The following is a 14,835-nucleotide window of genomic DNA, read 5'->3' on the forward strand; positions in this document are numbered from 1 at the left end:
TTACGGACTTGCTAATTGCATCAGTACGCCACACACATAGCCCATATACGTACCTACGGCATAGCCCAGAATGGCCATCAGTACGCCTACCGGGGCCAGAGCAGGATGAAAGGCCGCCGCAACAATAGGTGCCGTAGCCGGCCCGCCAATACACGCCTGACTACCCACCGCCAGCAGAAAATAAGGTGCCCGAATTAACCGGCTAAACCCGATCATGAGCAGCACATGAAACGCCATCCAGACCAGTCCAACCACGAGTAAACCCGGCTGATCAGCGATGGCCAGCACGTTCATTTTCAACCCGATAGTGGCGACCATAATGTAAAGCAGCACCGTTGCCAGCCTGGAAGCCCCTGCTCCTTCAAGGTTTCGCAGACGGGTAAACGAGGCGCCCACACCAAGGGCTGTGGCCAAACCCACCAGCCAGAAAAAGGACGTACCCAGACTAAACCGGTTGAGCAGGGGCGAATGCGTATTGATGTACTGGGCCAGCGGATCGGCAATGGCCGTTGCCAGCGCCGTGCAGCCAAAGCCAACGGCCAGAATCTGTACCAGCTCGGCACTCGTTGGGTTTCGCTGACTAATCTCGGCCTGTTGTTGTACCTGCCGACGTACCTCGTCTACAGCCGACGCATCGGCACGTAGCCAGCGATCAATGCGGGAGGCGCGGGCCGCTCCGTACAGCAACGTACCCAGCCAGAGATTGGCAACCACTACATCCACAGTAACGATAGCTGAAAATAACGCGTCGCTGGGCTGAAAGACTTCCTTCAACGCCGTTTGGTTGGCACCGCCACCGATCCAGGTACCAGCCAGGGTAGCTAACCCCCGCCAGACAGCATCCGGTCCTGCTCCACCCACCAGCGACGGCGCCACGTGGGCCAGGAACCAGACAGCCAGTGGCCCACCCAGCATAATGCTCACCGCCGACGCGCCAAACATTAGCACCGCTTTGCGCCCTAATCGCCGAAACGCCCGCACGTCTACGCCAAGGGTAAACAGAACAAGACTACAGGGGAGCAATACCCGCGTGACAACGGAGTACAGCGCATCAACGGCTTCTGACTTGGCCAAACCGGCCGTATTAAGCAACGAGGGCAAAAAGTAACAGAGGAGGGTTGTGGGTACAATGGCGTAGAATCGTTGCCAAAATGGTCGCGAACTACCGGCCGTTGTAAGCACGGCGGCTATAATGAGCAGCAGAATACCAAGGAGGATGGATGGGTTGGTCATTTATCGTCACTAGTAGTCATTGGTAGCGATTTGCAATAAACGACCATTAATGACAACAAATGACCGTTGAGACCGGCGATGCCCATAAATAAACAACGCCGGCCTCAACTTGAGCCGGCGTGTCGTAATTACACTTCATCAACAAACTAAAAACCAAAAAGCTGTAGGAGGGGGACTCGAACCACCCACGGTGCGGTTAGCTACAGTACAACATCTGGTGGTCAACCCCAGTCGCTCCGAAGAAACGAATTCCGCAAAGCGGCATTATGCTGCGTTTATCCCTTATCACCACCCCCGAGACAGGAGGGCACGTCTGCCAATTTCGACACCCTACAATGAAAAATGTCTTGTCTCATCCACTTATCAGGACGTCTCAACTACCTGATTAACTTGACAATGCAAAGATAGGGTAAGCGCACATTTCATTGCAAGTATTCTATAAAAATAACTCAAAATTTACGGTTTAGATAAAATTTGGCTATTTTTGTTATCAATTCATCAAAACAACTATGGAAAAAGCAGCCAAAAATTTGGAAATTGATAACGTCGACCTGAAAATATTGAGCCTGCTGATGCAGGACGCGACGATGGCCTATACCGAGATTGGTAAACGCATCTTCGTGTCGGGAGGCACCGTGCACGTCCGCATGAAGAAGATGGAAGACATGGGCATCGTTCGAGGTTCGCAACTCATTATCGACCATACCAAACTTGGCTGGGACATCAGCGCCTTCCTGGGCATCTACCTCGACAAAAGCTCTCTCTACGAAGACGTAGCTCAACAGCTTATGAAAATACCCGAGGTTGTGAACATCCACTACACCACGGGTATCTACAGTATTTTCGCCAAAATAGTCTGCCGCGACACGCTTCATCTACGGCAGGTATTACACGACAAGATTCAGAAAGTCGGTGGTATTCAGCGCACCGAGACGTTTATCTCGCTGGAAGAAAGTGTCAACCGCCCGGTTCCCTTTACTGAACTGACCGTGCTCAATCAGGACTCTTTGTAGATCTTGTACGCCGTTTTTTCAACCAGCCCTTTAGGCAACAGCCAGGCGGCAAACGCGCCCAATTTATTGATCCCACCGGTGATCACTTCAGCTTTTCCGGCCAGCATCGCCTCCACCGACTGTTTGGCAACGGCTTCGGGCGTCATCGTAATTTTTTTGGCTGCCTCACGGGCTTTCTGGTTGATCTGCGCCCGATCGTTGAAGCCCGTATCGGTGGCACCGGGACTAATGCAGGTCACGCTAACCGACGTACCGGCCAGTTCGTGATGCAGACCACGACTGAAATTCAATACGAACACTTTGGTAGCCGCATACAGGCTCATACCCGGCAGTGCCTGATAGGCGGTTGAACTGGCAATATTGAGAACGTACCCACGCGGTTGCCGACGAAGTTCGGGCAAAAACAGTTGGGTCAGTTGCACCAGTGTGGTCATGTTCACCTGCATCATCGCCAGATTCTCGTTGAGCGAATACTGCTCAAACTGGCCGCTTAGGCCGTATCCGGCATTGTTGACCAGCACCGACACATCATATTGATTGGTTTTGCACCAGTCCAACACCTGCTGTGGTGCCGCCCCATCGGAGAGGTCGACGGCCAGCGTATCGACCTTCACCTGATGGTCAGCGGCCAGTTGGCGGGCCAGTTGCTGTAACTGATCGCCCGACCGGGCAACCAGAAGCAGGTTATAATTGCGACGTGCCAGTTCGGTAGCAATGGCCAGACCAATACCCCGGCTAGCGCCGGTTATGAGTGCGTAGGACATAAAAAAAGTTTAACGTCCAACGTTTATGGGTCCAAGTTGCTCTGCTTCTAAGCCAGCGTACTTTTTGACCGTTAAACGTTGGACGTTAAACGTTAAATTTCAAACTAAATTAAATATTCACCTTCTGAATGAAGCGGTGATAGAATGGCGTTTTGCTGAACTCATTTTTGGGTTTGTACTTGCCCGTAACCACAGGTACGTACATAACCCGGCGACGGCTGGCTTCACCAATATGCGGCGATTGCTGTACGCGGTGCCAGATACGACCGTCATGAACGGTAAGGTCGCCCGCCTGAATATCCAGGCCAACTTCACGGGGATCGGGGTTGTTGTCAACGAAGTACTTCTTGCCGAACAGCATCCGAAACGTGCTTTGCTTGTGGGTGCCGGGCAACACGCGCAGGCCACCGTTTTCCATCGGGCAATCGTCGAGGTGAATCCCTACGTTGAGCATCGGCATGATCCGCTGACCCAGGAAAATATCGCGGGGGCTATCGGTATGCCAGCCCATCTGCGAATATTGGCTGCTCGGCGTCCGAACGTAATTGTTCAGTACCAGACCGTCTTTCTCGTTTTCACCCATCCGGCCTTCATACGGCTGAAGCAGGTCAACAACAGTCTGTAACCGGGGGTCCTGCAGAAATTCGTGCAACACCTGGCTGGCGTGAGACAGAAAACAAGACCGCTGAATGACTTTATTACCAGCTTCATCCCTACCAAACTTGAGCGGAACACCGTTGATCTTGTCGCGACCATCAGCAATCCATTCCTGTTCAATACGGGCTAATTCACTTAAAAATAGCTTTACAGTATCACGGTTCAGGAAGTTCGGAAAAATGATTATTCCGTTCTTATCAAAAAAATTTTTCTGTTCAGCGGTGAGGGTTTCGCCCAGCTCAAACCTGGGGCATTGCAGTTTTCTCATATTGGCGACAGTTGTTACTGTGTACGATCAAGGAAGCTACGTGTTATATTTTGGGGTCTAAATTAACTAAAGGTAACCGGTCTGACCAAACACTTTTTGTATGAATGTTCGGATTTAAGGATAAAATGCGGTTTAGACCGGCCAGAGTCTAATTCAGGGTACAAAGTTTATACAGAAAATCGAGGCTATCGCTTTAAATCCGATTAAATCCGAAAGCCGTTCGGCAAAAATAGTACTTTTTCTAGTTTCCAGCACGATCAACTTTATTTTGCCAGATACTGAGTTATCTCCTCCAGCGACAAGACATTGAACGTCATTGACCGGATTAGCCCCCCCTTCCGGGCCGCGTAGATGCCGTAATGCATATCGAGTAGTCCGCGCATTTCGTGGGCGTCAGGGTTTATGCTGAGCAATACACCCCGGCTCATGGCGTAATCGATCCAGTGCCAGTCGATGTCGAGGCGATACGGACTGGCGTTTATTTCGATTACGACACGATTGGCCGCGCAGGCGTCGATAATAGCCCTGAAATCGAGCGGGTACCCTTCGCGAGCCAGCAACAGCCGCCCGGTTGGGTGGCCCAGAATCGTGGTGTACGGATTTTCGATGGCCCGCAAAAGACGCGCGGTGGCTTTCTCCTGGGTCATATTCAGGGTTTGATGCACCGAGGCCACGACGTAATCAAATGAAGCCAGCACCTCATCCGTGTAGTCCAGCGACCCGTCGCCCAGAATGTCGGATTCAATCCCTTTCAGAATGCGAAAATTAGCTCCGGCAGCCTTGTAGGCTTCGTTGATCGCGTCGATCTCAACATGCTGCTGAGCCACCCGGTCGGGCGTCAGGCCACCGGCATAACTGGCTGTTTGCGAATGGTCAGCGATCCCGAAATACTGAAGCCCCAGTTCAAGAGCGTAGTCGGCCATCTGGCGAAGGGTATGCTTGCCATCCGACCAGGTGCTGTGGTTATGCAAGGTCCCTTTCAGGTCGTCCCAGGCAATGAGTTCATCGGCCCGGTGGCGTTGCGACCAGACAAACGCCTGCTCATTTTCCCGCATTTCGGGCACCACAAACGGCAAGCCTGCCTGCGCGTAGATCGTCTCTTCCGTTGAGCCTGCCGACGCGTTTACGGCACTTTGCAACAGCGTTTTTCCCGTCGGGCCTGTCTCGGCAAGGTGTGCTTCGGTGGCCGATCGAACGAATAGCTGCTGATCAAACTGGGCGGCTGGGTACGTTACGATGACCACCTGCACATCAGTTCCTTCGGCATGCCCTCGCCAGGTAAATGGCGACGATGCAGGTACGTCCTGCGACAGGCCCGGCTGCACGTTCAGGTACGTTTGCACCGCCAGCGGGTCATCTGACTCAACCAGTAGTTCAACCGTATCCACTTCAATGGACCGCCGACGTACCTGACCGCTCACGGCTACCCTACCCAGCGGAGCCAGTTCGTCACGTAGTTGGCTGGCCAGCCGATCAGCCTTGTCCATACGGATCTTGCCCGACTGACTTTCCAGGAAATCAAGATTATCGAGAATATTCTGCTGGATTTTTTCACCGAAACCTTTAATGGCGGCCACACGACCGGTTTCACTGGCCTGCCGCAGATCACGCAGGGTTTCGATACCCAGTTCGTGCCAGAGTGTCTTTACTTTCTTGACGCCCAGCCCTTTGATTCGGAACATATCCAGCACGCCGGGCGGTGTTTGAGCAAGCAACTCATCGAGTTCAGTCAGATGCCCCGTGTCGACAAATTCCCGAACTTTAGTGGCTACCGTTTTACCGATGCCCGGCAGCTTGATCAGATCAGCGACCGATTGTTCGCTAAGGTCGTCGGTTATTTTTTCGAGCGAAAAGGCCGCGCCCGAAAACGCTTTAATGCGAAATGGATCTCCGTTGTGAAGTTCCATCAGGCGGGCGGTAAGTTCAAGGCTGTCGATGATATCTGAGTTCGTCATGCGCAAGTAAAATTGGACGCGCAAAATACGGCATTTCCTGTATAGGAAGCGCCGCCTGACAGTCGGCACCTGGCTACTGGCCCGCATAAAAAGCGGGGCTACTGTTATCGTCCAACAGTAGCCCCGCTTTAAACTGACCAATATGCTATCTGACCCGCCTGACCGATACAGGTATACAGACAGCCTCACAGGGTGTTTCCAGTGCCGTACCAACCGTCAGAATGGTTCGCTTCGTCGGATCAGTCGGATCAATCGGAATAAGTGGCGAGCGCCCTGTATTTGGATCGGTATCCGAGTCTGTTGCGGGGTTGCCCACATTCACATTCGGACTGAGCGTACAGGTAGCGGGCAACGTATTCTTGTCAATCTCGACCACATACACACCGGCGGGCAAATTCGTAAACAGGTAGTACCCCCCTCCCGCTGTAACGGTTGTCGACACCACGGTGAACGTACCTGGGCTGGTCTGCTGTTGCAGGCGGACCGTTACGCCGTCGGCTCCCGCTTCGCCGCTATCCTGCTGGCCATTCTTGTTCAGGTCTTTCCAGACATAATTACCAATGCTACCTGTCAACCGGACAAACCCTGCATCCAGCGTTGGGTTGTGCTCGCCACTTGTCAACGTCACCGGGGCGGTAACGCCTCCAATGGGATCTGAATCAAGGGCATCGTCGACGCCGACGTTCGGGCTGGTGGCCGAGTAGCCAAACGGCGTGGTGAAGCTCACCGAATAAGGAATACCGGGCGTTAAACCGGTGAAACTATACAGGCCACTGCCATTCGTTGTGGTTGTAGCCACAACCGTTCCGCTAGTGATGAGCGTGACAATAACTCCGGGACTTGGCGTATCGCCTCCATCCTGACTACCATTTTTATTCACATCGACAAAGACATAATCGCCAAGGCTGGCCGGTAGTACTACTGTTGTACAGATCGGTACGGTGATGGGCACCCCTGTTACGCACCCTGCGGCTGAACTGGCCGACACCACCACCCCACTCACATTGATGGGCACCGTGAGGACATTACCACTGATAGTCACGCCAAACTGACCGGCATTGGTGGTCAGGCTTGCCCCATTTGTGCTCAGCAACACCGTATATGACTGGTTACCCGACACGCAACTGCTACTGACAACGCTCAGCGCTGGTTTTGCATGAACAACAACCGTTTTGCTGGCTGGTGCCGACACACACCCGTTTGCATTGATGTAATAGAGCGTGTACGTACCTGAGTTGGCCGTAGTGGCATTCGTCAGGGTAACCGTTGAGCTGTTGACCGTGCTACTGGCCGGTGTGGTCCAGTAAGCCGAAGCTCCCGCCGCCGGTGTGATCGCAAACGTTAATCCATCCCCCTGACACAGCGTAGATGGGCTAAACGGCGTAATGACAGTCTTGGCCTTGACGGTCACCGTTACTACCGCCGAGCAGTTGCTCACCGAGGTAGAAGCCAGTACAAATTTATACACGCCCGGCAGGCTCAGCCCCGATACCGTAACCGGACTACCCGTCTGATTGATAACAACCGTTGTACCGCTAACTTGCTGAAGCACATACCATTGTTCACCCGCTGCAGCACTCACCAGGGTGGTAGTGGTTGGTCCTTCACAGAAGCTCTGGTCAGGACCCGGATTGGGCGGCGTACAGGTTGTCAGGCAGCCCGGCGCGGTGATGGGCAGGGTAATAACGCAACCCGCCACCGAACTGGCCGACACCGCGAAGGCAGTGACACCGATGGGCGACGAAATCAGATTTCCGGTGATAATCACCCCAAACTGACCCGCGTTGGTCGTCAGGCTAGCCCCGTTCGTACTCAGCAGCACCGTATACGATTGATTGTCTGACAGACACCCACTCCGCACCACGCTTAGTGTCGGCAATGGGTTGACGGCGACCGTCTGAATGGCTGATGAGCTACAGCCACTGGCGTTGGTGTAGTGCACGGTATACGTACCTGCGCTGGCTACTGTAACGTTGGCCAGGGTAACGGTACCACTGCTCACGGTCGTGTTCGTCGGCGTGGTCCAGTAGGCAGATGCCCCCACCGGCATGGCCACCCCGAAGGCACCTCCAGCGCTTTCGCACAGGGCAATAGGCGTGAAAACAGGCAACGTGGTGGGCGCGTTGACCGTAATGGTAACCACCGCCGAACAATTGCTCACAGACGTAGAGGCCAGCCGGAACTTATACACGCCCGGCAGGCTCAGCCCCGATACCGTCACCGGGCTCCCCGACTGGTTAATCACCGGCGACGTACCGGCTATCTGCTGTAGTATGCTCCACTGCTCACCGGCAGCGGGACTGACCAGCGTGGTTGAGGTGGTACCCAGGCATAGCGCCTGATCGGCGCCTGCACTGGGTGGCGCACACACACTCGTACAGGCGGGTGCTGTTATAGGCAGGCTTGATCCGCAACCCGCCGCTGAGGAGGCCGACACAACGAAAGAGGCAACATTGACAGGCACCGTCAACAGGTTACCGCTGATGGTTACCCCCAGTTGACCAGCGTTGGTAGTCAGACTGCTGGCGGTGGTTGTCAGCAATACGGTATAGGATTGGTTGCCCGACACACACCCACTACCAGCCAGGCTAAGCGCTGGCAGGGGATTGACCGTCACCAGTTTAGTCGTCGTCGAGACACAGCCGCTGGCGTTGGTGTAGACCAGCGTATACGTACCTGAGTTGGCCACCGTAGCCGGGCCGATGCTGACCGTACCACTGCTGATGGTGGTGGTGGCGGGTGTGGTCCAGTAGGCCGTGGCCCCGGCTGGTGGGGTAATGGAGAAAATAGCCGAGCCACCTTCGCAGATAACCGTCGGCTGATACGTAGGCAGCGTAGTGGGCTGATTGACGATACCAGTCAGCACCGCCACTGTCGCACACTGTCCTCCTGTGGGCGTGAAGGTGTAGCTGGTGGTAGTCGTATTGATCAACGCGGGTGACCACGTACCGGTGATGCCATTAAGCGAGGTAGTAGGCAGCGCGCTTAGTATGGCTCCTGCACAGATCGGGTTAACCGGGCTGAACGTTGGCGTAGTTGGCGCAATGACCTGCACACTCACGATAGCTATTGTCTGGCACGAAGGCGAACTGCTCACCGTCACCGTAAAAGTTTGCAACCCAGCCGTCGACGCTGTGGCGGTGGCCGTCGCGGTACTGCCCCCCGTCAGTGTTGCACCTGCCGGGGCAGACCAGACATACGTATAACTACCAACAGGTGTAGCCTGGGCCGTAAGAGTAACGGGTGAACCAGTACAGACACTCTGGCTACCGGTTTGAGCCGTTACGGTCAGGTTACAGGCAACTTTCACCAGACCAAAATCGTACGTGTGGTTACTGTCTCCCGGCCCACCAGTGGTGAGTTTGATGCAGGGGCTGCTAATGCCGCCTACCACATCCAGCTTCGCATCGTTGTTGGCCAGCGACGTACCTGAGTTGAGTACGCCGCTTTCACCCGGTGTCAACGGGGTCACGTTGGTCAGGCTCAACCCAGCCACCACACTGCTGGTGCCCAAACTGGTGAGAACCAACCCATAGGTGGTGTTGTAAGTCAGCAGGGAAGTGGATACCGCCGAGGTCGACGTACCAGCCACCACCGTGGCCGATGCGAAGTAGTACTCCCCGGCGGCGTTGGTCGTTGCGCTGGCGATGATCGTTGTCTTGGCCGCATTGTAGAGCTTGACCACAGCCCCCGGAATGGGTGGTTCGCAGGGGTCCTGCACCCCGTCCTGGTTATCATCGCGCCACACCCGGTTACCAATCTGGATCGGTTCCTGCGCACACATGGCTACCAGGCCACCCCAGTTATTTGCTTTGGTAAAGTTAACGGCGCTATATCCTGCCGCTGTGCCATCACTCAATAAATGGTTATCACGGGAGCGATCACCCGTCAGGCGATTCAACCAGGTCATCCCTGATGTGGCATTAAATAACACATTGTCCAGGGATGGCATAAGAATTTCAGTGCGGCCGGGGATGTAATCAGTCGTCCCGGCCAAAGCGGCTCCTTCCAACCCTACGTATTTAAAAAACCGGTTTTCAGGGCTGGTATTGGCCCCTGCACGGGTGGCTGCGCTGAAGGTATAGTTGACACCCGATGCAAACGTACCGGCAGTTCCATACTGCTCCAGCGTCCATTGAGGAGCCACTTCGCTACCGACATTAGCGGTTCGGAAAAGAACACCCCCTGTCACATAAAAAGAGGTATTAATAAGATCATGGTATCGGTTACGGGTCGCCACCATCATGCCATACACCCCATTTGACTGCAAATCAAACTCGATTTCTCCCAACCACGGCTGTGTATGCTGCGTGGTATTAGCACTACCATTGGTATAAAATGCCGTGTTGGGCGTCGCTACCTCCCAGGGGTGAGTAATCTGGCTATAATACTGTGAGACGTTGGTATTGGTCGCGGGAAAATCCAGATTCAACGGTATAGTGAGTTCCTTTCTAAAATCAGTAGACGCGGGCGTTACGTCCGTGGGATCGAAGGAGTAGACAATTCCTTTCAGGTCTGCCGCCGTTGGTCCGGTACAGGTTAAGGTGGCGTATACCCGGTTTGTAACTGGGTGGAGGCCCAGGCCAAATGCCGCCTGATTGGGTCTGCTATCTGCCCAGTTTCCCGTTGGGCAGCCATCTGTCGGTAAGGGGAACCGCTTGATCTGTGCAGTATTCGCCACAGCAGTTCCATCAGCCGCCACCGGAATAACCAGTACCTCCTGTGTTTTCAGATTAACGACATACACTTCATGTCCATCGCGGGCAAACTGTATGGATCCTAAACCAGTGTAGCCAATTTTGGCTGGGTTGCTACCCGTTTTGCCATAAGGAGTTTCTGTATAGGCTCCATCGGCCACATACGAGCCAGCAAAACCGTCGCCGTAGAGCGTTTCCAGATCGAGCCAGACTGATTTAGCACCAGCAACTCCACTGGTGTAGTCTACTTTATAAAGCGTCGCCTCACCAAATGTATTCGTACTGCTGTTGGTTTGCATGGGTGCATATGCTCGCATGAACGATCCTGTCAGCAGTTGTTTATGTGTACGATCCCAGGCCAGTCCGAGCGTGGTGCTTATATCAGCTTTGGTCGCCACGGTGGTATGGGCGGCTATCGAATAGGAGGTTCCGCCCGTAGGCGCCCCCCATAAATAGTTGGCATCGAGCGCATTAGACGCCGTAAAGGGCTGCCCTGTGCTGTACTTCATATCAACGATCGTTGGTTGGGCAACGCCGCTATTGTTTCGGGTAAAACAGACCACTGCAAAATCTGGATCGGTCTGGCAATAATCATAAGACACATTCAGCCCCAGGCTGGCATTGCAGGTTCCAGGCTGCACAAACTGAACCGTACTGCCATTGTTAATACCCCGATAGGTTGGGGTATAGCCTACAGGCAGGTTGCTGAACTCTACCCGATAGGTTGTTCCGGCAGTAAGGCCCGTAAAGCTATAAGCCCCATTCAGGTCGGTGGTGGTAGTTGCCACCTGCGTGCTCGTACCGCTCGGGTCACAAACAAACAGGGTCACCGTGATACCGGATAGGCTACGGTCGGTCGCCGCTTTCGTGCCGTCCGCATTGTAATCCTGATAGGCATTACCTCCAATTGTAGACGTGTTGCCAGCGCAGGTGGTACAGTAAACTGATGTAATCGTGATGGAGGCTGGCGTTGATAAGCAGCCATTGGCATCAACAACCGTTACTGAGTAAACAATGGGCGAGGTGACCGTGGCACTCATCACCGGATTGACCGTAACCAGATCCACCCCACTCTGCCCCGTCGACCAGCGCAGAGTCGACCCGTTTGAGGCTAGCGCAACCAGGGTAGCCGATGCCCCTTTGCAGACATACGGATTAGCCGATAAGGTTGTGCCGAAGTCAGGCCGGATATTGACAACAACGGCATCAGACAACTTACAGGCGCCATCGTTGGATGACAGGAAGGCATACACGTAGAGGGTGGCCATACTCGCCGTTGGGTTGTTGGGGAGGGTAGCCGTGAAGGATAGTGTTTTTGTGCCAGCTATCGATGTTGAGGTTATCGTACCCAGGCTTGTACCACCTGTATACATGGCTGTACCCGACTGCGGGCTGGAGAAATACACCAACGATATATTATCGGGCGTCACCGCATTCGACGATACACTAAACGCCACCGTTCCACCCGAACACTGAGTCACTGTCGCCGCCGATGGCACCGTGATCGTGAGTACCGGTGTGGCTTTCAAGGCCAGATTAACAAAAACCGTATCTGAACACAGCCCTGATAAGCCGTTCTGCCCGATCAGTGCGTAATACTTGCTCTGCCCAACCGTTGGCACCACGGCCTGTGCCGCGCTGAGGCTAAGGCTGGTAGCACCACTAATGGCGGTGAACGACGTACCTGACGCATTGGTCAGGTACCATTGCACCGACGTAACCGTGTTGCTGACCACCGCCGAAACCAGTGGCATACTGAATATAGAACCCTGGCAAAGCGTTTGCGAAGGAATCGCCGTTAACGTTGGTTTGGCGCAGGGAGGCAACGTGAAGCCAAAATCAAACAAGTGGTTATTTTCTCCTGGCCCTCCTGTGGTGAACGCCACTTTGGCATATTGATTTGCGCCAAACAATTCTCCGTCGGAATCACGAAAATCTTTAGAATTAGCACTAACATTGGCTACTGTCGCCGACATGCTGGCTAGGGCTCCTGTCGTAAAATCGGTTGATTTATTGATCACCAATACATACTTCGTGTCATATTTCAGCCCATCTGCCTGATCAAAATAATAGTGACCGTTGGCGTCTGTAGTGGTCGATGCTACTGCTGTTTCATTTGGTAGTCCGTCAGCATTGGTATCTTCTACCAAGCTGACGGTCACCCCGGTAAGGGGCAGATCAGAGGGGTCCTGCAATCCGTTCTTGTTAAGGTCGGCAAATACGTAGTTCCCTACTTCGAGCGGAGCCGGATTGAGCAACGCTTCCACCTCGCCCCACACGTTGGCTTTATAAACGCCTGACCGGTCAGCAGCACCTGTAACCAGGCTACCCAGCAGCAGAATGTCGCGAGTACGTGAGCCCTTGTCGCGGCTCATAAACGACATCCCGTTGTTGCCACCTGACTTGACATTGTCAATGCCCGATACAGCGACCTCGGTAAAGCCTGGTATAGCGACAAGATTTCCAGTGCCATCAGCACCTTCGGAACCGTTTGTGTTGAAGAAAACACCGTTACCATTGCGGACGCTAAACCAGGGTAAAGTGAGGTTATTGGCAGTGGTTCGGCTACCAACGACTCCATTCGTTTCCAGGTTCCAGGCATTGTTGTTGAGCGCCGCTATCCATATACCCTGACCGGTGGTAATCCGGCTTCCCGAAACAGCATCCAGGAATCGGTTACGACCACCAACAAGCATGTAGATTTTACCATCGGGTTGTATGTCAAAGAGCACATCAGCCAGCCAGGGCTGTTCCTCCATGTTATTGCTGGTGGTGTTCGAGACAATCGTATTAGGTGCAGAGGTAGACCAGGGTGCATTGACCTTGGTGCCATACACCCCCTCTGTCCCTGTACCACCCGTTTGTAAGCTGAAGCTGAGTGGAATTTGCAGCTCCTGAGTGAAAACAGGCGTGGCTGTTGTCGGATCAAATGAATAGACGAATCCCTTCAGGTCACTGGCATTTTGCCCTGTACAGGTGACGGTGTAATACACAAGGCCGTTTTCGGGATGAATACCCAGGCCCAGCAGCGCGTTGGCAGGGCGGCTGGCTGGCGAAGGCGGAGTAGGATCTGTGAAAGCGGCTCCCGTGCAAGGGTTGGTGGGTGTATACGTCCGAATGCCGGCTATATTAGGCGTGCCATCAGCATTAACCGGGATACCATAAATCTGTTTGGAAAACAGGTTGACCACAAATACGGTCCGTCCATCCGCCGAGAACTCCAGATCCCCCAGACTTAGGTGGCCTATTTTATTATGCTCGAAACGAACTACTGTGACGGGGGTCGGAATACCGGTTACCGTAGTGGTGGCCACAAGACCGGCTGTTATGGCTGGATCAATCCCAGCTACGCCAGGAGAGAGTGCTGTTTCCAGATCCAACCAGACTGTTGTGCCAGTGGCTGTACCACTAGTGGCCAGTGTGGTTACGTATAGTTTACCCGCACCACCAATACCCGCTGCCCCAAGGCCGGTATAAGCTCGTTCGAAGGCACTCGTCAGCAGGCGATTTCGACGTTTATCGTAGGCTACCCCATATACCGAACCAGTCTGACCAAAAGTAGTCAGCGTAGTTTTAGTCGTAAGAGGTGGGTAGGCTGTGGCTGAGTAGTAATTCTGGCCCGTGTTAGTAGCTACTGAACTGCCTGCTGTTTGGCGAGTACCGTCGGTGAGTGGTCCGCCATTGATGTAGGGAAACCGGATTACCATCGGTTCGGTGTTCCCCGGATTACCATTGGCGGTGGTGGGGTCGGGTATGGCAAAACACGCCAGTGCCAGATCGGGGCTATTCTGCGCGTGTTCAGAACCAAGCCCAAATGTAAAATTTACATTCGTAGCGTTTTTAAGAACTCGGGCGACTGTCGTATTATTATCAATGCCATGCGGCCCGGTTTGCAAGATAGAAAGACTAGTCGGAGGGCTGCACTCTACGAGCACATGCAATGCGGTGTAGGTAGCTGGTATAGTAACTGTCCAGCTTCCGGTCGACGAAGTAGTGGTTGTACCCAATACCAGTTCGTTATCGCCATAAACGGTAATGGTTGCACCGGGTAAGCCAAGTTCGGAGTAACGTGTGTTAATTATAGTTGAATTAGCCCCTGCTACATCCTTAAATGTAGTACTAATTGCGGCATCAGCGACCCCGTTCATATTCATTTCACGGAACACCTTACCTGCAACCTGCGCCTGTGCTGCGCCAGATAGCCCAACAATAAGTAGCAGCAGACGTACTCCTCTGCCAACTGTGTTA

Annotated in this window: 6 protein-coding genes; 1 reads left to right on the plus strand and 5 read right to left on the minus strand. The window is 53.8% G+C overall.

The window, feature by feature from the left end:
• A complete protein-coding gene (locus tag ACFE8Q_RS17310; protein WP_375446678.1) occupies positions 1–1,233 on the minus strand; it encodes a DUF819 domain-containing protein in 1,233 nt (410 codons plus the stop codon).
• 509 nt (positions 1,234–1,742) lie between these two features.
• Between ACFE8Q_RS17310 and ACFE8Q_RS17315 the strand changes: the two genes are divergently transcribed.
• Positions 1,743–2,246, plus strand: coding sequence for an Lrp/AsnC ligand binding domain-containing protein (locus ACFE8Q_RS17315; protein WP_375446679.1), 504 nt, complete (start codon positions 1,743–1,745; stop codon positions 2,244–2,246).
• Here the strand turns inward: ACFE8Q_RS17315 and ACFE8Q_RS17320 are convergent.
• The 4 genes from ACFE8Q_RS17320 to ACFE8Q_RS17335 all read right to left on the minus strand — a co-directional run bounded on the left by ACFE8Q_RS17320 (position 2,231) and on the right by ACFE8Q_RS17335 (position 14,735).
• Complete coding sequence (locus tag ACFE8Q_RS17320) at positions 2,231–3,010, minus strand: SDR family NAD(P)-dependent oxidoreductase (protein ID WP_375446680.1); 780 nt, start codon at positions 3,008–3,010, stop codon at positions 2,231–2,233. The two genes, ACFE8Q_RS17315 and ACFE8Q_RS17320, sit on opposite strands and share 16 nt — an antisense overlap.
• Positions 3,011–3,119: 109 nt before the next feature.
• On the minus strand, positions 3,120–3,935 hold the full coding sequence (locus ACFE8Q_RS17325) for a phytanoyl-CoA dioxygenase family protein (RefSeq protein ID WP_375446681.1): 816 nt from the start codon (positions 3,933–3,935) through the stop codon (positions 3,120–3,122).
• A 263-nt stretch (positions 3,936–4,198) separates the two neighbouring features.
• Complete coding sequence (locus ACFE8Q_RS17330) at positions 4,199–5,890, minus strand: helix-hairpin-helix domain-containing protein (RefSeq protein ID WP_375446682.1); 1,692 nt, start codon at positions 5,888–5,890, stop codon at positions 4,199–4,201.
• Positions 5,891–6,035: 145 nt separating this feature from the next.
• The gene (locus ACFE8Q_RS17335) at positions 6,036–14,735 is read right to left on the minus strand and encodes an SdrD B-like domain-containing protein (protein ID WP_375446683.1); all 8,700 of its coding nucleotides are present in this window, start codon (positions 14,733–14,735) and stop codon (positions 6,036–6,038) included.
• Positions 14,736–14,835: the final 100 nt, after the last annotated feature.

It is taken from the genome of uncultured Fibrella sp. (assembly GCF_964250085.1).
Lineage (GTDB): Bacteria > Bacteroidota > Bacteroidia > Cytophagales > Spirosomataceae > Fibrella.